The sequence below is a fragment of the Streptomyces minutiscleroticus genome, assembly GCF_014650875.1.
Classification (GTDB): Bacteria; Actinomycetota; Actinomycetes; order Streptomycetales; family Streptomycetaceae; genus Streptomyces; species Streptomyces minutiscleroticus.
The window spans coordinates 161,318-183,220 of the sequence record NZ_BMVU01000006.1; the positions used below are offsets into that span (position 1 = coordinate 161,318).

The following is a 21,903-nucleotide window of genomic DNA, read 5'->3' on the forward strand; positions in this document are numbered from 1 at the left end:
TTGCCGACGCTTCACGGCCCCGGTCCCGCGGCTGTTCCGCCCGAACCGTGGGGAGCGGGAGTCGCGCCCGGCGTGCCCGGCGCGGCTCGGGGTCCGGTACCGGCCGGTGACGAAGTTCGCCCCGCTCCTCGTGGTACGCATGGCACCCGACGGGTACCCGGGAGACCTGTTCCGCTCGCGGGAACGTGATCACAACATCTTGTGCAGGCTCGAGGACACCGCATCCCCACAGTGGCCAGCGGGCCTGCGCGGCTTCACGTGGTGGAGGGATCACCATGGACAAGGAACCCGATCACGCGGTCCACGACTGGCTGCACGAGCGGATCGACGTACTGCTGGAGGACCTGGCCGACTGGGTGCGCGTCCCGTCCGTGTCGGCCGATCCGGCCCACGAGCGGGACGTGACGCGCTCGGCGCGCTGGCTGCGGGCCCACCTGCTCGAGACGGGGTTCCCCGAGGTCGAGGAGTGGGACACCGACGGGCTGCAGGCCGTCTTCGCCCACTGGCCGGCCGAGGACGCCGACGCGCCGACCGTGCTCGTCTACAGCCACCACGACGTACGCGCCGCCAAGGACCAGGAGTGGCAGGAGACGGCGCCCTTCGCACCGGCACTGCGCCAGGGACGCATGTACGGGCGCGGTGCCTCCGACGCCAAGGGCCAGGTGCTGTGCCACGTCTGGGCGCTCAGAGCCCACCTGGAGGCCACCGGCCGCACGGCGCCCGCGGTCACGCTGAAGTACCTGATCGAGGGAGAGGAGGAGATCGGCTCCCCCCACCTGGCCGACCTGGTGCGCACCCGTGCCGACCGGCTGGCGGCCGACGTCGTCATCGTGTCGGACACCATGCTGTGGTCGCTGGAGGAGGCCGCGGTCTGCACCGGGGTGCGCGGCTCCGTCGGCGCCCACCTGGAGGTGCGCGGCCCGCGCAGGGACGTCCACAGCGGTGTCGTCGCCGGCAGCGCGCCCAACCCGCTGACCGAGATCTGCCGCCTGGCCGGCACGCTCCACGACGACCGGGGCCGGATCACCCTGCCCGGCTTCTACGACACCGTCGCGCCCCTGTCCGACGAGGAGCGCCGGGGCATCGCGGCGATCCCCTTCGACACCGACGCGTGGCTGGAGCGCACCCGCAGCCGCAGTGTGCAGGGCGAGTCCGGCCACAGTGTGCTGGAACGCGTATGGGCCCGGCCCGCGGCCGAAGTGGTCACGCTCCTGGGCGGGGACCCCGGCGATCCGAGCCGCGGCGTCATCCCGGCCGTCGCCTCCGCGGACCTCACCCTGCGCCTGGTCCCCGACCAGCGCGCCGACCAGGTCGTGGAACAGCTGCGGCGGTGGGTGGACGAGCGGATCCGGGACGGCTTCGAGTACGAGCTGACCATCTCCCCCACCAGCCAGGACCCCTACGCCACCCCCGCCGGGCACCCGGCGCTCGCGGCGCTGGAGGACGCGATGAGCAGGACCCTGCGGCGTCCCGCGCGCCGCATACGCAACGGCGGAGGGGCCCCGGCCGCCCTGCTCGCCGCGGCCCTGCACACACCGGTCCTCTTCTACGGCACCGGCCTGCCCGAGGACCACTGGCACGACTCCGACGAGAAGGCCGAGGTACAGGCGCTGCTCCAGGGCGCCGAGACGCTCGCTCGTCTGCTCGCCGACCTCCCCGGCCGTCTCCGCCCCTGACACCGGCCCGCACCGTTGGCACACCGCCGACACCGGCTCGCAGGGTGCGCGGCCCTTCCCGCGCCGGGATGTCGCGCCCCTGGGGCCGAACGGAGGGTGCGGTCCCAGGGGCGGGACACGAGAAGCCGTGACGCTCCGTGTCCGGGAGCGCTACGCCCCCGGACGGATGACGGCGCGCACGCAGCCGTCCGTCTTGCGCTTGAACATGTCGTAGGCCTTCGGCGCCTCCTCCAGCGACACGGTGTGGGTCGCCAGGTGCGAGGTCTTCAGCTCGCCGGCCGCCATCCGCTCCAGCAGCATGGGGATGTAGCGCTGCCCGTGCTGCTGCGCGCCGCGTAGGGTGAGCCCCTTGTTGATCACGGCACCGAGCGGGAACTTGTCCACGGCGCCCGCGAAGACGCCCAGGACGAAGACGGTGCCCGCCTTGCGGCAGGCGTGGATGGCCTGGCGTACGGCGGTCGGCCGGTCGGTCTGCAGCCGCAGCTGCTGCTTGGCCTGGTCGTACAGGTGCATCGGGCCGTCGCTGTGCGCCTCCATGCCGACCGCCTCGATGCACACGTCGGGACCGCGGCCGCCGGTGCGCTCGCGCAGTTCGGCGGCGACGTCCGTGCTCGTGTAGTCGATGGTCTCGGAGCCGACGTGCTGCTCGGTCATGGCCAGCCGCTCGGGGATGCGGTCGATGGAGATGACGCGCTCCGCGCCGAGCAGCATGGCGGCCCGGGCGGCCATCTGGCCCACGGCGCCGCAGCCCCACACGGCGACGACGTCACCGGGCTTCACCCCGGCCAGGTCGGCGCCCATCCACCCGGTGGGCACCGAGTCGGAGACGAACAGGGCGCTGGTGTCGTCGATGCCCTCGGGGACGGGGAAGGCCCCGTAGTCGGCGAAGGGGACGCGGACGTACTCGGCGTGGCTGCCGCGCAGGCCGCCCATGGCGTGCGAGTACCCGAAGATGCCGCCCGTCTCGTATCCGAAGAGCGCCTGGCCGATCCCGGGGTTGGTGTTGGTGTTGTCGCACAGGGACCACAGGTCGTTGGCGCAGTACCAGCACCGTCCGCAGCCGACGAACGAGCAGACGACGACCCGGTCCCCCACCTTGTGGCGGCGCACGCCCGGGCCGGTCTCCACGACCTCTCCGATGAACTCGTGCCCGATGACGTCGCCGGCGCGCATGGCCGGGATGTAGCCGCCGATCAGGTGGAGGTCGGAGCCGCACGTCGTGCCCGCCACGAGACGTACGATCATGTCCTGGTCGTTGCGCAGCTCCGGGTCGGGGACGTTCTCCACCGACAGCTTGTTCACGCCTTCCCAGCACAGCGCCTTCACAGCACTCCCTCCCCACCGGACCTGCGGGCGAGCAGTCCGAGCGCCTTGCCGCCCGGTGTCGCGTGCGTCGTGGGCGGGCTGTCGGGCAGCATCACCTCACCGGCCTCCAGCAGCGCCTTGGCCTCCCGCAGCGCGAGCCGGACCTCCTGGCGCGGATCCTCGCCCGCGAGCCGCGCGGGCGCGGAGGACGCCAGGGCGGACGGCGGCTCCTTCAGCCGGACCGCCAGCTCCGTGCCGCGGTCCCCCGGCGCCGGGCGGACCCGCACGTCGATGTCCTCGCCGAACCGGTCCAGCGGGGCGGGCGGCTTTCCCGCGGACCCCACCTCCGCGGGTGAACGGTTGATCGTCACCGTGAGCCATCGGTCGCCCGCCCGGTCGTCGGCGCGGCCGGCCGGAAGGGCCTTCCGCGCCACCGCGACCCCGGCGGCGACGACCGGCAGAGCCCACAACGCCTTCTTCATGGAATTCCTCCGGCGTAGCAGCTGAGTCAGTCCTTCCCGGAGTTCCCCGGCCCACGGAATGAAACGGCGGGAGGAGCACCACCCGCCCTGTCCCGGCCCCGCGGACGGGCGGCGGAGGCGAGGTCCCGCCGTGTGACGCGGGACCTCCGCCCGTGCCGGTGCGCGGGCCGGGTGCGGCCCCGGCGAGCGCGGTGGCGGCTCGTCAGCGCGTGCCGGACCGCGCGTCGCGGAAGGTGCGGCGGTAGGTGTCCGGGGGCACGCCGACCGTGCGGTTGAAGTGCCGGCGCAGTGTCGTGGCGGTGCCCATGCCGGTGGCCGCCGCGATGGCCTCGACACTGTCGTCGCCTGTCTCCAGCAGTTCCTGGGCGCGCCGGATGCGCTGGGTGAGCAGCCACCGCAGCGGGGTGGTGCCCGTCGCCGCCCTGAAGTGGCGGCTCAGGTTGCGCGCGCTCATGTTCGCCCGGCGGGCCAGGTCCTCCACGGTCAGCGGCCGGTCGAGTCGTTCGATCACCCAGGGGAGCAGGTCGGTGAGGGGGTGGTCCTCCCGGGCGGGCACCGGGGCGGGGACGAACTGGGCCTGGCCGCCGGCCCGGTGCGGAGGCACGACGAGGCGGCGGGCGACCGCGTTGGCGGCCGCCGAGCCGTGGTCGAGGCGGACCAGATGCAGGCACAGGTCCATCGCGGCGGCCTTGCCGGCGGAGGTGAGCACGCTGCCGTTGTCCACGTAGAGCACGTCCGGATCGACCGTCACCCGGGGGTGGCGGGCGGCGAGGGCCCGGGTGTGCGCCCAGTGCGTGGTCGCGCGTCGGCCGTCCAGCAGGCCGGCCGCGGCCAGCACGAACGCGCCCGTGCACAGGGAGGCCACGCGCGCGCCCGCCTCGTGGGCCGCGCGTACCGCGTCGACCAGGTCGGCGGGCGGGTCCTGGTCGGCGTCGGCCCACCCGGGGACGATCACCGTGTCGGCGTGCGGGAGCCGGTCGAGTCCGTGGTCGGGCTCCAGCCGGAACCGGCCGACCCGCACGGCTCCCGGTCCGCAGACGACGAGGTCGTACCAGGGATCTGCCGTGCCGGACGGGCCGGCGCCGAAGACCTCGTAGGCCAGGGACAGTTCGAAGTGCAGCATCCCGTCGGTGACGGCCAGCGCGACAGTGCCCATGTCCGAAAGTGTACGTGCCCTGTCGTTCCGGACACTCGCCCCGGTCGGCCGCGGGCATCAGGATGTCCGCGTTCGGTTCTTCGAGGACGGTGGGAGAGACGATGGGATCGGGTCACACGGTGGCGGTTTTCGGGGCCTACGGGCACACCGGGCGCTTCGTGGTGCGGGAGTTGCGGGAGCGCGGGTTCGTCCCGCTGCCGTCGGGACGCGACGCGGACAAGTTGCGGGCGCTCGCGGCGTCGCACCCGGGGCTCGACACCCGGCCGGCCTCGGCCGAGGACCCGGCCTCGCTCGACCGCGCGCTGGCCGGCGCGGCCGCCGTGGTCAACTGCGCCGGCCCCTTCGCCGCGACCGCCGGGCCGGTGGTCGAGGCGGCGCTGCGCGCCGGGATCCCGTACGTGGACGTGGCGGCCGAGATCGAGGCCAACCTCGACACGTTCACGCGCTTCGCGGACCCCGCTCGCGCCGCGGGCACCGTGGTCGTCCCCGCCATGGCCTTCTTCGGCGGCCTCGGCGACCTGCTGGTCACCGCGGCGATGGGCGACTGGACGGCGGCCGACGAGGCGCACATCGCGTACGGCTTGAGCAGTTGGCACCCCACGGCCGGGACCCGCGCCTCGGGCACGGTCTCCCGGGAGCGCAGGAACGGCCGGCGTGTCCGCTACCACCAAGGGCGGCTGGAGTACCGCGACGACGCCCCGCCGACCCTGAAGTGGCCCTTCCCCGACCCGATGGGCACCCGGACGGTGATCGGGGAGTTCACCATGGCCGACGTCGTCACCGTCCCCAGTCACCTGAGCGTCCCCGAGGTGTGCACCTACATGACGGTCGAGGCGGCCGGGGACCTGGCGGCCCCGGACACACCGGCGCCGACCGCGGCCGACGGGCGCGGGCGGTCCGCGCAGACCTTCCTCGTCGACGTCGTCGTGCGCTCCGGCGGCGCGGAACGGCGCGCCGCCGTGAGCGGCCGGGACATCTACGCCGTCAGCGCGCCGCTCGCGGTGGAGGCGGTCCACCGCGTCCTCACCGGACGGACCAGGACGGTCGGCGTCGCATCCGCCGGCGCGCTCTTCGACGCACCCGACTTCCTCCGCGCCCTGTCCGCGCACATGTCGCTCGAACTGCCCCGGTAGGCCCCGGATCACACCGTGGCAGCGGGCGGACCGCACCGTGCGACCGCCCGGGTTCCACGGCTCCGCCCTCAGCGGGGGCGGGCCGGTTCACACGTAGGGTGCGGCCATGGAGGAGACGATTCCCTGGTCCGAGTACGACGAGGACGACCTGGACGCCACGCAACGCGCGTTCGCGGACGTTCTCGCCGACCGCGCGGGCTCGTGGAACGTGGATCCGCTCAGCACCGTCCTGATGCCTGCGCCCCGTACCCCGTACCGCCGGTTGATGGCCTACCTGGACATCGACGGCCCGGAGCGCGACCGAGGTGTTCTGACCGTGGGCTGCCACTTCGACGGCAGCACCGTCCGCGGGGACAAGCTCCACAACCAGGACTTCGCACTTCCGCGGCTCGCGACGGAGTTCGCCCTCGCGGCCACCGGAGATGCGGTGGCCGTGGCGAACCGGGCGGCCGACTGGTTCGAGGCGATCCTCGCGCGGCCTCTGGTCCGCCGTGAATGGCTGCACGCCGGAAAGGTGTATGCCGTCCGATACGAGTACGCGGACACGGGCCGAGGTCTCGGCGAGGGCTTCGAGGACCCGCTCGCGCCACCCGAGGTGCAAGAGCGCCTGGCGGCCGAGGGCGTCGTCCGGGGCCGGGGACGGATCAACCGCTCCGGCCTGGGCGAACCGGACCGGGCCGTACACGTCCGCGGCAACCGGCCCGCGCCGTAGTCACGGGGCAGCCCAGGGACGATGCACCGCCGTACGTCCAAGTGCTCGTTGCCGGCGGACCCGCGCAGCGCGGCCTCGCGCCGCGCAGCCACCACGTCGGCCGCCTCTTCGGCCCCGGTCGCCGTCTCCTCCGCGGGCGGCCGGGCAGATCCCGAAGGGCTGATCCCGAGCGGACGCGGGGTCGGTGAATGCCCGTCGGCTGTGCACGAGCAGCTCACGTACCGAGGGGCTGTGCGCGCTCTTCCAGACCAGGGCGAGCAGGGCCGGCGTGATGATGTCCTCGACGGTGAGGGTGGTGAGCCGGTCGCGGTGGCCCTCCGCCATCGAGGCGCTGAGGACGGCCACGCCGAGTCCGCGGGCGGCCAGGTCGGCGATGGCGTCCGCGGCACTGGCCTGCAGCGCGATCGAGGGCTCAAGGCCCTGCGCGGCGCAGGCGCGGTCGAGCACCGTGCGCAGCCCCGTACCGGGGGGGCATGCACACGATCGGGCGGGCGGCCAGGTCCCGCAGAGTGACCCGCCGCCGTTCCGCCAGGGGGCGCCCCGCCGGAACCGCCGCGACGATCCGCCCGCCGCGAGTCCGGCTCCCGCCTCACCGCGCGCCACCGCAGGGCGGAACGGAGCGGGGCGGTGCCCGCGTAGGCGGGGTCGCGGGAGCCTCCGCCTCCTCCGGCTCGGCGCCGGCCGCCTACCCCGACGGTTCGCTCAGCTCGACGGAGCGCAGGGCCGCCGCCAGGGCCTGTTCGTCGCCGACGTCGAGGGCGGTGTCGGTCAGCTTGATGACGTGTTCGTCGCCGTGCGCGAGGGCCTGCCCGAAGACCTCCTCCGCGGTGAGGGTGCCCGGCGGGGTGTACGCGGCCGGGGCGGTGGCGGGCGGCCCAGTAACCGAGGCCGTGGGCGAGTTCGGCCAGACGCGGCGCGGTGCTCTCACCGGCCGGAAGAGTGCGTACGGCGTGGCCCACCCGGATCACCGGGTGCGTCGAGCCGCCGTACAGGCCGGGCAGCAGACGGGGCCACCACCGCGCGAGCACCTCGCGCCCGGGGTGTTCGGTGACCTCGCGCTCGAAGTAGGCGATCCAGTCGGCGACGCGGCGCGGATCACCGAGCGCGCGGCGCCAGTCGGCGTCCGTGACCGGCGCGACGCCGGACGGGAACTCCTCCAGCTTGCGGGCGTACAGATCGAGCCAGCGGTGCACCGCGCGTGCCGGGCCGCGGGCGGCGAGGGCCTCGACGGCCATCGGCGCGTGGTCGGTGAGCCGCCCGAGCCGTTCGGGCCCCGAGCCGTGCAGCCGCTGGAGCGCCTCGTCCAGGGTCCCTGTCGTATCCATGGCGCGAACGCTGGGCGAGGCGCCACCGTGCCGTAACGGGCCGGAGACCTAGGACCCGGGTCCGGTGCCGTCGCGTGGGCGACCCCGTGAGCAGGTACGCCGGGAGAGCGGAGCCCCGCGGGCCGGGAGCCCGGCGGGCCCGGATCCGCGGGCTTGTCGGCTGCTTCTCCTCGGCCGTGTCCTCTCCGGTGATGTTCCTTGCGCACGCGCCGGAGGGTGTTCCGGGTCCGGTCGGGGGCCACTCCGAAGGGCGGGGACGCCCGAAGGGGCGGGCTTCGCGGGCCGGGCTCCGGAACGTCGCCGTCCGAGGCCGTCTGCGGGTGCTCAGCGGGTCAGTGTCACATCGTCCTGTGTCGGCTCCGCCGTCTCCACCGGTACGACCGGCCGGGCCTCCGGCAGACGCTTCAGCGCCTGCCGGGCCTCGTACGCGACGGCGCCGGTGCACCGCTTCCAGTGTGCGTGCATGTGGACCTCGGTGCTCTTGTCGCGCCACCGCTTCCACAGCGTGTCGTACGTCTCCGCCTGCTCCTCCGTCCAGCCCTCCGTGGCCGGCCGGGCCGACCGGCGGCCCTGCGGTCCGCCGTTCTGCTCGGGCGCCTCCCACCCTTCGTGCGGCTCCCGCGACCACGGCAGTGTGGCCTGGAAGCGGTGCAGTTCCGCGTGCAGCTCGGCCGCTTCCCGCTGCGCGGCGATCAGGTCGGCCGGGAAGTCGAACGGATCGAACGGGGCATCGGTGCTGTGGGAGGCGGTGTCGGTCATGTGAACGAGAATAACCCGATCACGGGACGTTTCCCCTGGTGAGCGCTTCGGAACGGCCCGGAGGAGCGCACCGTGGCGGGCGGTGGTCGGCGGTGCTGCGACCGGCCCAGGAAACCGGCCGCAGCACCGACCACCCCACGCACGCGCAGGAGAATCCCGCACCATGCCACTGTCGGATCTCCCGGTCCCGCCGCCCCATGCTCGGCCAACAGGGTGATCATGGGGCGGCCCCGTCCGGAGGGGTGGGCCGGCCGGGGCCCCGGTCCGGCCGTCCGCGGCCGGGAGCGCGCGTTCCTCGGCGGTGGGGCTCAGTCGCAGCAGGCGCAGCCGGGTCGGCAGCCGCACGGGTCGGCCTCGGTGGCGGCGGGCGGTGGCACCGTGCCGGCCGGGGCCGCGCAGCAGCCCCGGCCCTGCCATGCGTCGCGGCCTTCCTTGACGGCTACGGCTGCGATGACCAGGGCGGCGATCGGGTCGGCCCAGGACTGGCCGAGGGCGGCGTCGAGGACCAGGCCCAGCAGGAGGACGGCGGACAAGTAGGTGCACAGCAGGGTCTGCCTGGAGTCCGCCACCGCCGAGGCGGAGCCGAGTTCGCGGCCGGCGCGACGCTGGGCGGCGGACAGGAACGGCATCACCGCGAGGGAGAGCGCGGCGAGGACGATGCCGGGCAGGGAGCGTTCGGTCTCCCCGGCGCCGGTCAGCGTGCGGACGGCGTCGACGGCGACGTAGACGGCGAGCGCGAAGAAGGAGAGCGCGATGATCCGCAGAGCGGTCCTCTCACGGGCCTCGCGCACGGTGTGGTCGCGGGCGGAGAACTGCCAGGCGACCGCGGCGGCGGAGGAGACCTCGATGACCGAGTCCAGGCCGAAGCCGATCAGCGCGGTGGAGGAGGCGAGCGTGCCGGCGGTGAGGGCGACGGCCGCCTCGATCACGTTGTAGGTGATGGTCGCGGCGACCAGCAGACGTATCCGGCGGGCGAGCGCCTCGCGCCGGGCCGGGCCGGAGCCCAGGGGCAGGGGCAGGGGCAGACCGGCGGTCATCAGCAGCAGCCCTTCTCCTCGGCGTCCGGGCAGGTGCGGTCGGCGACGACGGCGACGATCGCGGTGCGCAGGTCGTCCAGCGCGTGGCCGAGGCGTTCGTCGGCCAGTTCGTAGCGGGTGCGGCGGCCGACGGGCGTGGTGACGACCAGGCCGCAGTCGCGCAGGCACGCCAGATGGTTCGACAGTCTCGTACGGGAGATGCCGAGGGCGTCGGCCAGATCGGCGGGGTGGGCGGGGGCATGACGCAGCGTCAGCAGGATGCGGCAGCGGATCGGGTCGGCCAGCGCGCGGCCGAACCGGGTCAGTACTTCGATGTCCGAGGCGGTGGTCAGCACACCATCGAAGGTACACACACTCCTGAATTCAGGGAAGTATGGATGCTTGCCGTCCCGCTCGCCACGCCCGTGCCCGGCCCCGGCCGGTGTCGGCGGCCCTCCGCCGGCGAACCCCGCGTGGCGTGTCCGGGTTGCGGTTCCGGGATCGGAACCTCGGCCCCGGAGCCGGAACCCGGGCCTCGGAAGTGAGGACCGGGACCGGACGCGATGGCCGGGGTCTGAAGCGATGGCCATGGCCGGGAACGACGACCGGGGCCGGGAACGACGACCGGGGCCGGGAACGACGGCCAGGACCTGGAGCGAGGACCGGGCCGGGCCCCGTCGCGTCGCCCCGCTACGATCCGGGGTATGCCGCTGCCCCTGAAGGACGTGGACCGGTTCGAGGCCGCGAGATCCCGTCTGGAGGCGATCGCCTACCGCCTCCTCGGCTCCGCGAGCGAGGCCGAGGACGCCGTGCAGGAGACCTTCCTGCGCTGGCAGGCCGCCGACGTCGAGCGCATCGAGGTCCCCGAGGCCTGGCTGACGAAGGTGCTCACCAACCTCTGCCTCAACCAGCTCGCCTCGGCCCGCGCACGGCGCGAGACGTACGTGGGCCAGTGGCTCCCCGAGCCGCTGCTCGACGGGGACCCGATGCTCGGTCCGGCCGACACCGCCGAGCGGCGCGAGTCGGTCTCGTTCGCGGTGCTCACCCTCATGGAGCGGCTGTCCCCCACCGAGCGGGCGGTGTACGTGCTGCGGGAGGCCTTCGACCACCCGCACCGGGAGATCGCCCAGATCCTCGGCATCACCGAGGCCGCCAGCCAGCAGCTCCTCCACCGCGCCAAGAAACACGTCGCGGACGGCAAGGCCCGCACGGAGGTCGACGAGGCCGCCGCCCGGCGGATCGTCGAGGAGTTCCTGGCGGCCGCCACCAGCGGGCGGACCGAGCCGCTCGTGCGGCTGCTCACCGCCGACGCCGTCGCGATCGGCGACGGCGGCGGCAAGGTCCCGGCCCGCACCAGGCCGTTCGCGGGCGCCCTCGCGGTCGCGAAGTTCCTGCGGGGCCTGTTCAAACCCGCGCGCTCCAAGCGCGCCCTGGTCGGCGGCTCGCCCGAGATCCACATCGCGACCGCCAACGGCGGCCCCGCCGTCGTCGCGGTCGTCGGCGGCAAGGTCGTCGGCGTCGTCTGCCTGGAGGTCACCTCCGAGGGCATCGCCGCGCTCCGCAGCCAGGCCAACCCCGACAAGCTCGTACGCGCGACCGCGGTGTGGGCGGGAACCGATCACGGAGAACCCCTGTTCCACGCCTTCTGACCGCCGCGCGAGGAACACCCGACCCCGATGTGATCCGCTTCACATCGCCTTCCTGTCAGGAAACGGCGTGCTGCCCGGTTCAAGGGGCGAGACCGCACAGGACAACGGGCGGACCGCGCAGACAGGAGCAGGGAAATGCAGCATCGCATCATCGTCCTCGGCGCCGGATACAGCGGAGCCGTCGCGGCCGGCCGCCTCGCCAGGCGGCTGCACCGCGATGACGTCGCCATCACCCTCGTCAACGCCGAGCCCGACTTCGTCGAGCGCGTCCGGATGCACCAGCTGGCGGTCGGTCAGGACCTGAAGTCCCGGCCCCTCGGCGGGATGTTCGCGGGCACCGGCGTCGGGCTGAGGCTCGCGGAGGTCACCGGTGTCGACGTCGACCGCAGGACCGTCGCCGTCGTCGACGCGGACGGCGGCGCCGGGGAGGTGGGGTACGACACCCTCGTGTACGCCCTCGGCAGCGGCTGGGACGACCAGGGCGTCCCCGGCGCCGCCGAGCACGCCCACGAGATCTCCGGCCGGACCGGCGCGCTCCGGCTGCGCGAGCGGCTGGCCGGCCTGGCGGCCGGACAGCCCGTGGTCGTCGTCGGCGGCGGCCTCACCGGCCTGGAGGCCGCGACCGAGATCGCCGAGGCACGCCCGGACCTCGCCGTCGCCCTCGTCGCCCGGAGCGCCCTCGGCGACGGACTGTCGGACAAGGGCCGCGCGCACCTGCGGAAGGTCTTCGGCAGGCTCGGCATCACCGTGCGCGAACACACCGTCGTCACCGGCGTCGGGGCCGACCGCGTCACCACCGCCGACGGCGGGGTCCTCCCGGCCGCGGTCACCGTGTGGACCACCGGCTTCGCGGTCCACCCGATCGCGCGGGCCACCACTCTCGAGGTCACCGGCACGGGGCGGATCGTGGTCGACGCGACCATGCGCTCGGTCTCGCACCCGGACGTGTACGCGATCGGCGACGCGGCCATGGCGACGGGCCCCGGCGACAAGCCGCTGCGGATGTCGTGCGCCTCGGGCGTCCCCGCCGCGTGGCAGGCCGCCGACGCCATCGCGGCGCGCCTGACCGGCGGCAAGCTCCCGGACGTACCGATCCGCTACTTCAACCGGTGCGTCTCGCTGGGCCGCACGGAAGGTCTGATCCAGTACGTCACCGCCGACGACCGAGCCGTCGGCGCCGCCCTGACCGGCCGGTTCGCCGCCGTCTACAAGGAACTGGTCTGCAAGGGCGCGGCCTGGGGCGTCGCCAACCCGACCCTCGGCCTGCCGACCCGCCGCCGCCGCGTCGTACGGGCGGCGGGACGGACCGGCTCGGCCGTCGGGACCTCGGCCTGACGGAGCGTCACCTCGCCCCCGTGTCCGGCCGGGACCGGGCCGACTCCGCGTCGGACCCGGTCGCGGACCGGCGCGGAGCGCCGTTCAGGACGCCGTGCGGCGTCGCGGCGGTGTGAACGCGTACAGGTCGAGGATGTCCGGCCGGGGCGCGACGCCGGGTCCGCCGGCGCGTACCCAGGCGACGATGTCCTCGGTCGCGTCCGGGTCGTTGACCAGCCCCAGCCACACCGGGCGGGCGCCGGCTGCCCGGCCGGCGGCGGAAGGCTGCACGACGACGACGTTGGCCTGGTCGCACACGTCCAGGCAGGCGGAGACCCGTACGGGTGCCCCGGCCCGCAGGCGCGCGGTCTGCGCCGCGTGATCGACGCCGGTCACCTTGGGACTGCCGCAACAGCAGTCCCGGCACACGACGACCCGGCACGGCACCGGGGCGGTCCCCTCGGAAGCCCCCGCCGGGACTCCGGACGGCTCTTCGGCCGGTTTCGCGGACATGCTGCGTCGTTCCTCTCCCCGGGGAGATCCGCCCCGGTGGTCCGTCGAGGAGGCGACCGCGTGAGTCTCCTGGCTCTCGGGTCGACACTCGTCCCGGCCTTCCCGCCCTGTCCGGGGCAGTGGCCTGTCGGGACTCGCTCGCCGATCACAGTGGCGGGACCGCGCCGGATTCGCACCGGCTTCCTCGGACCGCCGTCGCCCTGTCGCCGGTCATCATCCCACGCGGCTGCCGGCCGGGGGCCCGCGCCTCGGCCGTCGGGCGGGGGCCGGGACCGCACACGGTGTCCCGACGGTGTGAACGGCCCCGCGCGGAACACCGCCGGAGCCGCGCGTCCCAGGTCGACGGAGGACTCGGCGCCGCGGGGAAGATCCTTTGCGGCACCGGGAGTACGGCCGTAGGGTCCCGGCATGTCCCTACGTGCTCGTCTGCGCCAGGCCCTGCCCGAAGCGATGCGTGCCCGCGACAGGACCGCGGTGAGCGCCCTGCGCACCACGCTCGCCGCGCTGGACAACGCGGAGGCGGTACCCGCGGACGAGACCGTGGCGCACGGCCCGGCACTCGAGGAGTCGCCGGTCGGCGCCGGTGCCACCGAGGCGGCTCGGCGCGCGCTGGACGAGCGCGGTGTGACGGACATCGTGCGGGCCGAGGCCGCCGAACGGCTGGAGGCCGCGGCGCGGTTGACCGCGCCCGCCCATGCCGACCGGGCCGTACGACTCCGCGCGGAGGCCGCCGTGCTGCTCCGCTTCCTCGACGGCCACGGCGCCCCGTAGGACCCGGTCACGGCGTCCGTGGAACGCGGACGACCATGCGGACCGGTGGCACGCCGGTGCCCCGGACCGCTCGGCGAAAGCCGCCGCAAGCGTTGACGTGGCCTCGACATACTCCTATGGCGTGAGCGACTTACCGAACTTGTTCGGTACACCGACCGTGGCAGGAGTCGCCGAGCCGCGCCGCCGACTCCGCCTACGTCATCGGCTGCTTCACCGAGTCGCCGAACGGTCTCGGCACCGACCACGGCCTGCACCTGGCCGTCAGCACGGACTCCCCGAACTGGACGCCGCTCGACCGGAACGACCCCGTGGTCACCCCACCGCCGGAGCCGGCGGTCTGCGCGACCCGTTCATCCTGCGCAGGCGCGACGGCGGCTTCACCACCGTCTCCGCGCCGCGTGGCCAGGAGAGCCTTCCCGCCCACGCCGTCGGTGCCCCGCGCCCCCGGCGCCGGACCCACCGCCCCCTGAGGGCCGGCGCCCGGTACGCGCGCGGCCGCGGCCGCTCGGCTCCGTGGATCACACGGTGTGCCGTGCCCCCTTCCGGACGGGGGTGCCCGGGACGGGCGCGGCCGCCTCGGTGAACGGGTCGCGGGGGCTCTCCAGCTCGATCAGGCCGACGGTCTCCCGCTTGAGCAGGGAGGCCAGGGTCCAGTCGGCGAACACGCGTATCTTGCGGTTCACGGTCGGGACGCGGCTGCCGTGGTACAGGCGGTGGAACCACCAGGCCGGGCGGCCCTTCAGCTTGATCCTGCCGAACAGGATCGCGACGCCCTTGTGGAGGCCGAGACCGGCCACCGCGCCCAGGTTCTTGTGCCGGTACTCCTTCAGCGGCCCGCCGCGCAGCGCGGCGAGGACGTTGTCGGCGAGCACCGGCGCCTGGCGCACGGCGTGCTGCGCGTTGGGCGCGCACCAGGCGCCCTCCCCCACGGCGAGGTCGGGCACCTGGGCGTTGTCGCCCGCCGCCCACACGTGGTCGAACCCGGCGACCTGGAGGGTGGGCAGGGTGTCGACGTGGCCGCGCGGGCCCAGCGGCAGCCCGAAGTGGGCCAGGGCCGGAGCGGGGCGCACCCCCGCCGTCCACACGATGGTGGAGGCGTCCGCCTCGACACCGTTCTTCAGCACCACGTGCTGGTCGACGCACGACTCCATCGAGGTCTCCAGGTACACCTCGATGCCGCGCCGCCGCAGCTTCTCCATGGTCCACACGCCGAGGTCGGCGCCCATCTCGGGAAGGATGCGGCCGGCCGCCTCGACGAGGACGAAGCGCATGTCCTCGCGGTCGACGTGGGCGTAGGTCCGCGCGGCGTCCCGGGCCATGTCCTCCACCTCGGCGATCGTCTCCACCCCGGCGAAGCCGCCGCCGACGAAGACGAAGGTGAGGGCCTTGCGCTTGACGGCCTCGTCGGCGGTGGAGTCGGCGCGGTCCAGCTGCGCCATGACGTGGTTGCGCAGGCCGACGGCCTCCTCCACGGACTTCATGCCGATGCCGTGCTCGGCCAGGCCGGGGATCGGGAAGGTGCGGGAGATCGAACCGACCGCGACGACGAGGTGGTCGAAGGACAGCTCGAAGGCGTCGCCCGCCGCCGTACGGACGTGGGCGATCCGCTCCGCCTGGTCCACCGAGACGACGTGGCCGGTCACCACCTCCGCTCCCGCCAGGACGGGCCGCAGCGGCGCGACCAGGTTGCGCGGGGCGACGTTGCCCGCGGCCGCCTCGGGCAGGAACGGCAGGTAGGTCATGTACGGGCGCGGGTCGACGACCGTGACGGTGGCCTCGCCGCGGCGCACCTTCCTCAGCAGGCGCATCGCGGTGTAGAGGCCCACGTAGCCGCCGCCCGCGACGAGGATGCGGGGGCGGTCCGGGACGGGGGCGACGGGCATGGCGGCCTCTCGGGTGTGAGCGGGTTCGCGTTCTTCGGTCCCAGTGGGTTCGTGCGAGGCGGCCCGCGGGATGTGGTGGGTGCCGAGGCGCCTGCGGAACACCCAGTACGTCCACGCCTGGTAGGCGACGACCAGCGGAGCGAAGAACGCGCTCGTCCAGGTCATGATCCCCAGCGTGTACGACGAGGAGGACGCGTTGGTGACCGTCAGGCTCCACGCCGGGTCCAGCGTGGACGGCATGACGTCGGGATACAGGGACAGGAAGAGCGTCGCCGCGGTCGCCGCCACGGTGCCGGCGGAGAAGGCGAACGCCCAGCCCTCGCGGCGCGCCCTGGTGCAGGCCAGGGCCGCCGGCCAGGCGGCCAGGGCGACGACCACGGTGATCAGGCTGCGGCCGTTGCCGCGGGTGGCCTGGGTCCAGATGAGGAAGGCGGCCGCGGGGAGGGCGGCGACCAGGCCGAGGCGGAACGCCAGGCCGCGGGCCCGGGCGCGGATGTCACCGGCCGTCTTCAGCGCGGCGAAGACCGCGCCGTGGACGGTGAACACCACCAGCAGGGTCACCGCCCCCAGCAGGGCGTACCCGTGGAACAGCCCGGCGAGGCCGCCGACGTAGACGTGCCGGCGGTCGACGGCCACCCCGTGGGCGAGGTTCGCGAAGACCACGCCCCACAGCAGCGGGGTGAGCAGGGAGGTCCAGAAGACGGCGCGCTCCCAGTTGCGCTTCCAGCGGGCGCCCTCGCGCTTGGCGCGGTACTCGAAGGCCACCGCCCTGACGATCAGGCAGACCAGGATCGCGAACAGCACCAGGTCGAAGCCGCTGAACAGGGTGGCGTACCAGCCGGGGAAGGCGGCGAAGGTGGCGGCGCCGGCCGCGATCACCCATACCTCGTTGGCGTCCCAGACGGGACCGATGGTGTTGATGAGCACCCGGCGCTCGCGCTCGTCACGGGCCAGCAGCCGGGTGAGCACCCCGACGCCGAAGTCGAAGCCCTCCAGGACGAAGTAGCCCGTCCAGAAGAAGGCGATGAGCAGGAACCAGAAATCGTGGAGATGCATGACGAGTACGTCCTGACAGCCGGTCAGTAGGCGAAGGTGAGGGTCTTGTCGTCGTCCTCGGCGGCGGACGGTCCGCGCAGCCTCGGGTCACGCTGGGGCGGCCGCTCCTCGGTGTGCGGGCCGGCCTTGGCGTAGGTGACCATCAGCCGGACCTCGATGACGGCCAGGACCGCGTAGAGCGCGGTGAAGCCGATCAGCGTGGTGAGCATCGTGGCGGCGCTCACCCCGGGGGACACGGCGTCCGAGGTGCGCAGCAGGCCGTAGACCACCCAGGGCTGGCGGCCGGTCTCGGTGAAGATCCAGCCGAAGGAGTTGGCGATGAGCGGGAAGCCCATGGTCAGGACGGCGATCCGCCACGCCCAGGAGGTGAGGGACGGGCCGAGGGGCCGGTTCGGCGTCAGCATCAGGTGCGGCACCTCCTCCGGTTCCGTCACGTAGGCCGGGCCGATCCACCGGCGGTTGCGCGTGAGCCACAGTCCGGCCGCGCCCACGGCGAACGAGGTCGTCCCGAACAGGATCATGAAGCGGTAGGACCAGTACGCCAGCGGGACGTTCGGCAGGTAGTCGCCGGCCGAGCCGCCGTACTGCGCCGCCATGGCGGCGGCCGCGTCGTCGATGCCGGTCACGGGCGCGTGGAAGCTGTGGTGCGCCAGGAACGACAGCACGTACGGGACGTCGATGCCGACGATGTTCGTGTGCCTGGCCACGTCCATGACCGCGAACAGTGAGAACGGTGCGTTCGACACCGTGTCCCACAGCCCTTCCCCCGCGGCCATCTTCAGCGGCTGCTGCTCGATCAGCAGCTGACCGAGGCTGTCCGCGTCGACGAGCGTGGCGAGGCCCGCCACCGCCAGCACGCCCAGGCCGACCCGCAGCGAGGTCCGCATCACCGCGATCCGCCTGCGGTCCACGGCCGCGCCCGCCGCCTGCGCGCGCCGGGCGCGCAGCAGGTGCCAGGCGGCGATGCCGGTCACGAAGGCGCCGCCGGTGACGAAGGAGGCGGTGATCGCGTGCAGACCGGCCATCACCTGCGTCGACTGGAACAGCACCGCGGGGAAGTCGGTCAGCCGTGCCCGGCCGTGGTCCACCGTGTAGCCGACCGGGTGCTGCATCCAGGAGTTGGCGGCGAGGATGAAGTACGCCGACAGCACGGTGCCCAGGGACACCATCCAGATGCAGAAGCAGTGCAGACGGCGCGGGAGCCGGTCCCAGCCGAAGATCCACAGACCGATGAACGTGGACTCGAAGAAGAAGGCGATGATCGCCTCCATCGCCAGCGGGACGCCGAAGACGTCGCCCACGAAGCGGGAGTAGGCGGACCAGTCCATGCCGAACTGGAACTCCTGGACGATGCCGGTGACCACGCCCATCGCCATGTTGATCAGGAAGAGCTTCCCCCAGAACTTGGTGGCGTGGAAGTACTTCTCCTTTCGCGTGCGCACCCACGCGGTCTGCAGGCCGGCGGTGATGCCGGCCAGGCTGATCGTCAGCGGCACGAACAGGTAGTGGTAGACGGTGGTGATCCCGAACTGCCAGCGGGCGATCGTCTCGGGAGACATGGCGGTGCGCTTCCCTTCTTGTGAATGTGAACACATTCACAAAGCAGGCTGTGACAGTGGGCGGACACCCGGCCTTCGGTCCGGCCGGGCGTGCACCCGTGATCGTCAGTGGTGGGTCATGCGCGGCACGTCTCCATGCGCGGCATGTCCGGAACGGAAACCGCTCCTCGACCAGTTTCCCACTCTTCGATCCGTTTCGGATAGGGGCCACTGGTCATGGCGACGTCCGGCAGCCTGACAAATGAAAAGGCCATGTGTCCAATGCCTTGGTGTCCTGGAATTCATGCCCCGAAGTAATACGGGGGACCGGATCTGCGACCTCCGTCACAGTCCTGAGCTGCGGCGATCTATCGCCTGCGAGGAAAAACGCACGTCAGAGCCGTTCAATTCTCCCTGTGCATGGATTCGGTGTAACTGAGGCATTGGAATCATGTCTCGTTCCGGCTGAGTCTGATCACTTCCGAATGACGAGGATTCAGGCAGGAGCCGATGATGGAGACGAAGTGGAACGCCGCGGAGGGGCGGCTGGAGACCACGGCCCGGGGCCGCGCCGTGCTGGCCGATCCCCTGCTGAACCGCGGGACCGCGTTCACCGAGGAGGAGCGGCGGGCGCTGGGCCTGACCGGTCTGGTGCCGCCGCAGGTGCTCACCCAGGACCAGCAGGCGGCCCGCGCCTACCAGCAGTACCGGGCGCAGCCGACCGACCTGGCCAAGAACGTGTACCTGACGGCGCTGCACGACCGTAACCGCGTGCTGTTCTACCGGCTGCTCGGCGACCACCTCCCCGAGATGCTGCCCATCGTCTACACCCCCACCGTCGGCACCGCCATCGAGCGCTACAGCTACGAGTACCGCCGCCCCGCCGGGGTCTACCTGTCGGTCGACGCACCCGAGGACATCGAGCGCGCGCTGCTCGCCACCGGTCTGGGCCCGGACGACGTGGACCTCGTCGTCGCCACCGACGGGGAGGCGGTCCTCGGCATCGGCGACTGGGGCGTGGGCGGCATCGACATCGCGGTCGGCAAGCTCGCCGTCTACACCGCCGCCGCCGGCATCGACCCGGCCCGCACCCTCGCGGTCATGCTGGACGTCGGCACCAACCGCAAGGAGCTCCTCGACGACCCGCTGTACCTGGGCAACCACCACGAGCGCGTCGACCGGGCCACGTACGACTCCTTCGTCGAGGCCTACCTGAGCACCGCGGGGCGGCTCTTCCCCAGGGCCCTGCTGCACTGGGAGGACCTCGGCCCGGCCAACGCCCGCCGCATCCTGGACGCCTACCGCGACAAGTTCTTCACCTGGAACGACGACATCCAGGGCACCGGCGCCGTCAACCTCGCCGCCGTCCTCGGCGGCGTCGGGGCCACCGGCGTCCCGCTGACCGAGCACCGCATCGTCGTCTTCGGCGCCGGCACCGCCGGCATCGGCGTCGCCGACCAGCTGCGCGACGCCCTCGTCGCCGAGGGCCTGACCCCCGAGCAGGCCACCGCCCGCATCTGGGCCGTCGACCGCCACGGCCTGCTCACCCGGGGCCAGCAGGGCATACGCGACTTCCAGATCCGCTACGCCCGCCCCGCCGCCGAGGTCGCCGGCTGGCAGTACGACGAGGGGCTCGGCGGCATCCCGCTCGCCGAGGTCGTCCGGCAGGCGCGTCCCACCATCCTGATCGGCACCTCCGGCCAGGGCGGCTCCTTCACCGAGGAGATTGTCCGCACCATGGCCGCGCACGCCGAGCGCCCCATCATCATGGCCATGTCCAACCCCACTCGGCTGGCCGAGGCGGTCCCCGCCGACCTGCTCGCCTGGACCGACGGCCGCGCGCTGATCGCCACCGGCAGCCCCTTCCCGCCCGTCGAGTACGGGGGCACCACCTACACGATCGCGCAGGCCAACAACGCCCTCGTCTTCCCGGGCCTGGGGCTGGGCGCCGTCGTCGCCGGCGCCGACCGCATCACCGACGGCATGCTCTCCGCCGTCGCGCACGCCGTCGCACGGCACACCGACGCAAGTGTCCCGGGCGCACCCGTCCTGCCGCCCATCGACCGGCTGCGCGAGACCACGGTGGACGTGGCGGTCGCCGTCGTACGCGCCGCGGTCCGTGACGGTGTCGCCCGCCAGACCGGCGACGGTGCCGACGGCACCGTCGAGGAGCGTGTCCGCGCCGCCATGTGGCACCCGGTCTACCCGCCGATCGAGGCCGTCTGACCTCTCCCCCGGCGGGCCCGGCGGGTCCACCGGCGAAGCCACCCTCAGCAGTCCTCCCGGCGGCCGGCCACGACGGCAGCGGCGCCGGCCCCCTCGACCGCGTTGTCCGTCCGTGCCGCCGACGCCACGACGCCGAGCCGGACCCAGGTGCCCGTCCGGGCCCGGTCCGGCTCGACGGCTGACAGACCGACCACCACCGGGCTACGGCCGAGCCACCCCCACCCACCCAGAAGAACTGACATAGGCATGAGTTTCTCCCATATCTTCACCATCGTGGTGCCGGTCTTCGTCATCATCCTGGTCGGCTACGGCACCGGACGGCTCAGACTGTTCGACGCGAGCGGAACCCAGGCGCTGCGCGACCTGACCATGCAGCTCGCGCTCCCCGCCTCCCTGCTGCTGGGCATCTGGAAGACCCCGCGCCACACCCTGGTCGAGAAGCTGCCCCTGGCGGGCCTGCTGGCGCTGGGCTTCCTCGTGGTGTACGCCGTCCTGTTCGTGGTCCTGCGCCACGCGGCCCGCCGCCCCCTCAAGCGCGCCGCCCTGCTCGCACTGGCCTGTGTGCAGCCGCAGTACGCCTTCATGGGCACCTCCGTCCTCGGCGGCCTCTTCGGCGCCGAGCAGGCCGCCGTCCCGATCGCCGTCGCCGGCATCCTCGTCAACGTCGTCCTCGACCCGGCCGTGCTGGTCGTGCTCGGCCTGCCGGACCGCACCGCGTCGCGGGCCGGTGCCCGCACGGCCGCCGCCACCGCCGCGCCGCGGCCCGCGCTGGTCGGCGCGGGAGGCGGCACGGCCGTGTCCGTCGCCCCCGTGGACCCGGCGCCCGCTGTTCCCGGGCCGCACCGGCCCTCCGCCCTGCGCACCGTCCTGCACCAGCTGCGCGAGCCCTTCGTCTGGGGTCCGCTGCTCGGCCTGGTCCTCTCCGTCGCCGGTGTCGGCGTGCCGAGCATCGCCGGCACGTCGCTGACCCTGCTCTCCGGTGCCTCCTCCTCCGCCGCGCTGCTCTACGTCGGGCTCTCCGTCTCCCGGGTCGGCCGTCCGCGCCTGTACCCGCGCGTGTGGGTGGTCTCCCTCATCAGCGTGGTGGTCCTGCCCCTGCTCCTCTATTACGTCGGCAAGGCCCTGACCTCCTCGGAGAGCGCCGCGCAGGCCGCGCTGATCCTCGCCTTCCCCGTCTCCCCCGTGCCGCTGATGTTCGCCTCCAAGTACGGCGACAAGTCCGACGAGGAGACCATCGGCTCCGCCGTCGTCGTCAGCCTGGTCCTGTCGTTCCTCACCCTGCCGCTGATGATCGACCTGGTCGGCTGATCCGTCCCCGGACCGCCTGCCACCGGGTCCGGGAACCCGGTGGCAGGCGGTCCGGGGGCCCGGCCGCAACCGGGGAACCCG

At 73.5% G+C, this 21,903-nt stretch carries 18 protein-coding genes, 3 pseudogenes and 1 riboswitch; of the genes and pseudogenes, 8 read left to right on the forward strand and 13 right to left on the reverse strand.

What is annotated here, in order from left to right:
• Window positions 1–275: 275 nt before the first annotated feature.
• Window positions 276–1,676, forward strand: coding sequence for a M20/M25/M40 family metallo-hydrolase (locus IE271_RS10735; protein ID WP_190190001.1), 1,401 nt, complete (start codon window positions 276–278; stop codon window positions 1,674–1,676).
• 150 nt (window positions 1,677–1,826) lie between these two features.
• Here IE271_RS10735 and IE271_RS10740 read toward each other — a convergent pair whose 3' ends face one another.
• The 3 genes from IE271_RS10740 to IE271_RS10750 all read right to left on the reverse strand — a co-directional run bounded on the left by IE271_RS10740 (window position 1,827) and on the right by IE271_RS10750 (window position 4,619).
• On the reverse strand, window positions 1,827–3,002 hold the full coding sequence (locus tag IE271_RS10740; RefSeq protein WP_190190002.1) for a zinc-dependent alcohol dehydrogenase: 1,176 nt from the start codon (window positions 3,000–3,002) through the stop codon (window positions 1,827–1,829).
• A complete protein-coding gene (locus tag IE271_RS10745) occupies window positions 2,999–3,463 on the reverse strand; it encodes an SRPBCC family protein (RefSeq protein ID WP_190190003.1) in 465 nt (154 codons plus the stop codon). The genes IE271_RS10740 and IE271_RS10745 overlap by 4 nt, the downstream gene beginning before the upstream one ends.
• Before the next feature lie 202 nt (window positions 3,464–3,665).
• Entirely contained in the window at window positions 3,666–4,619 is a 954-nt protein-coding gene (locus tag IE271_RS10750; RefSeq protein WP_190190004.1) for a helix-turn-helix domain-containing protein, read from the reverse strand.
• Between the two features lie 101 nt (window positions 4,620–4,720).
• Between IE271_RS10750 and IE271_RS10755 the strand changes: the two genes are divergently transcribed.
• Complete coding sequence (locus IE271_RS10755; protein ID WP_190190005.1) at window positions 4,721–5,752, forward strand: saccharopine dehydrogenase family protein; 1,032 nt, start codon at window positions 4,721–4,723, stop codon at window positions 5,750–5,752.
• 106 nt (window positions 5,753–5,858) lie between these two features.
• Window positions 5,859–6,464, forward strand: coding sequence for a hypothetical protein (locus tag IE271_RS10760; protein ID WP_190190006.1), 606 nt, complete (start codon window positions 5,859–5,861; stop codon window positions 6,462–6,464).
• Between the two features lie 177 nt (window positions 6,465–6,641).
• On the opposite strand, the pseudogene IE271_RS41835 reads toward IE271_RS10760, so the two are convergent.
• From IE271_RS41835 to IE271_RS10785, 5 genes and pseudogenes are all read right to left on the reverse strand, one after another.
• Window positions 6,642–7,029 (reverse strand): annotated as a pseudogene (locus tag IE271_RS41835) (LysR substrate-binding domain-containing protein); the annotation flags it as partial.
• A gap of 120 nt (window positions 7,030–7,149) precedes the next feature.
• A pseudogene (locus IE271_RS10770) lies at window positions 7,150–7,789 on the reverse strand (questin oxidase family protein).
• Between the two features lie 324 nt (window positions 7,790–8,113).
• Window positions 8,114–8,548, reverse strand: coding sequence for a DUF8825 domain-containing protein (locus IE271_RS10775; protein WP_190190007.1), 435 nt, complete (start codon window positions 8,546–8,548; stop codon window positions 8,114–8,116).
• A gap of 308 nt (window positions 8,549–8,856) precedes the next feature.
• Window positions 8,857–9,585 carry a cation efflux transmembrane domain-containing protein gene (locus IE271_RS10780; RefSeq protein ID WP_190190008.1) on the reverse strand — a complete coding sequence of 243 codons (729 nt, stop codon included), beginning with the start codon at window positions 9,583–9,585 and terminating at the stop codon, window positions 8,857–8,859.
• Complete coding sequence (locus IE271_RS10785) at window positions 9,585–9,920, reverse strand: ArsR/SmtB family transcription factor (protein WP_190190009.1); 336 nt, start codon at window positions 9,918–9,920, stop codon at window positions 9,585–9,587. The genes IE271_RS10780 and IE271_RS10785 overlap by 1 nt, the downstream gene beginning before the upstream one ends.
• Before the next feature lie 348 nt (window positions 9,921–10,268).
• Here IE271_RS10785 and IE271_RS10790 point away from each other — a divergent pair, with 348 nt between their 5' ends.
• Together IE271_RS10790 and IE271_RS10795 are read left to right on the forward strand one after the other, a co-directional pair.
• Window positions 10,269–11,213: an RNA polymerase sigma-70 factor gene (locus IE271_RS10790; protein ID WP_190190010.1), complete on the forward strand. Its 945-nt coding sequence runs from the start codon at window positions 10,269–10,271 to the stop codon at window positions 11,211–11,213.
• A gap of 135 nt (window positions 11,214–11,348) precedes the next feature.
• Window positions 11,349–12,548, forward strand: a complete 1,200-nt coding sequence (locus IE271_RS10795; RefSeq protein ID WP_190190011.1) for an NAD(P)/FAD-dependent oxidoreductase — start codon at window positions 11,349–11,351, stop codon at window positions 12,546–12,548.
• 84 nt (window positions 12,549–12,632) lie between these two features.
• Here the strand turns inward: IE271_RS10795 and IE271_RS10800 are convergent, their stop codons facing one another.
• Window positions 12,633–13,040, reverse strand: coding sequence for a (2Fe-2S) ferredoxin domain-containing protein (locus tag IE271_RS10800; protein WP_229919243.1), 408 nt, complete (start codon window positions 13,038–13,040; stop codon window positions 12,633–12,635).
• A gap of 62 nt (window positions 13,041–13,102) precedes the next feature.
• Window positions 13,103–13,226, reverse strand: a riboswitch (cobalamin riboswitch).
• 264 nt (window positions 13,227–13,490) lie between these two features.
• Here IE271_RS10800 and IE271_RS10805 point away from each other — a divergent pair.
• On the forward strand, window positions 13,491–13,811 hold the full coding sequence (locus tag IE271_RS10805; RefSeq protein ID WP_190190033.1) for a hypothetical protein: 321 nt from the start codon (window positions 13,491–13,493) through the stop codon (window positions 13,809–13,811).
• A 518-nt stretch (window positions 13,812–14,329) separates the two neighbouring features.
• Here the strand turns inward: IE271_RS10805 and IE271_RS41845 are convergent.
• The 3 genes and pseudogenes from IE271_RS41845 to IE271_RS10815 all read right to left on the reverse strand — a co-directional run bounded on the left by IE271_RS41845 (window position 14,330) and on the right by IE271_RS10815 (window position 18,309).
• Window positions 14,330–15,694, reverse strand: coding sequence for an NAD(P)/FAD-dependent oxidoreductase (locus IE271_RS41845; RefSeq protein ID WP_268256184.1), 1,365 nt, complete (start codon window positions 15,692–15,694; stop codon window positions 14,330–14,332).
• A 108-nt stretch (window positions 15,695–15,802) separates the two neighbouring features.
• Window positions 15,803–16,750: pseudogene (gene cydB, locus IE271_RS41850) on the reverse strand (cytochrome d ubiquinol oxidase subunit II); the annotation flags it as partial.
• Window positions 16,751–16,773: 23 nt separating this feature from the next.
• Entirely contained in the window at window positions 16,774–18,309 is a 1,536-nt protein-coding gene (locus IE271_RS10815; protein ID WP_229919244.1) for a cytochrome ubiquinol oxidase subunit I, read from the reverse strand.
• 489 nt (window positions 18,310–18,798) lie between these two features.
• Between IE271_RS10815 and IE271_RS10820 the strand changes: the two genes are divergently transcribed.
• Complete coding sequence (locus IE271_RS10820) at window positions 18,799–20,514, forward strand: NAD-dependent malic enzyme (RefSeq protein WP_308435171.1); 1,716 nt, start codon at window positions 18,799–18,801, stop codon at window positions 20,512–20,514.
• A 44-nt stretch (window positions 20,515–20,558) separates the two neighbouring features.
• Here the strand turns inward: IE271_RS10820 and IE271_RS10825 are convergent, their stop codons facing one another.
• Entirely contained in the window at window positions 20,559–20,756 is a 198-nt protein-coding gene (locus IE271_RS10825) for a hypothetical protein (RefSeq protein ID WP_190190014.1), read from the reverse strand.
• A 4-nt stretch (window positions 20,757–20,760) separates the two neighbouring features.
• On the opposite strand from IE271_RS10825, the gene IE271_RS10830 reads away from it, so the two are divergent.
• Window positions 20,761–21,822 carry an AEC family transporter gene (locus IE271_RS10830; protein WP_190190015.1) on the forward strand — a complete coding sequence of 354 codons (1,062 nt, stop codon included), beginning with the start codon at window positions 20,761–20,763 and terminating at the stop codon, window positions 21,820–21,822.
• The last annotated feature ends 81 nt before the right edge of the window (window positions 21,823–21,903 follow it).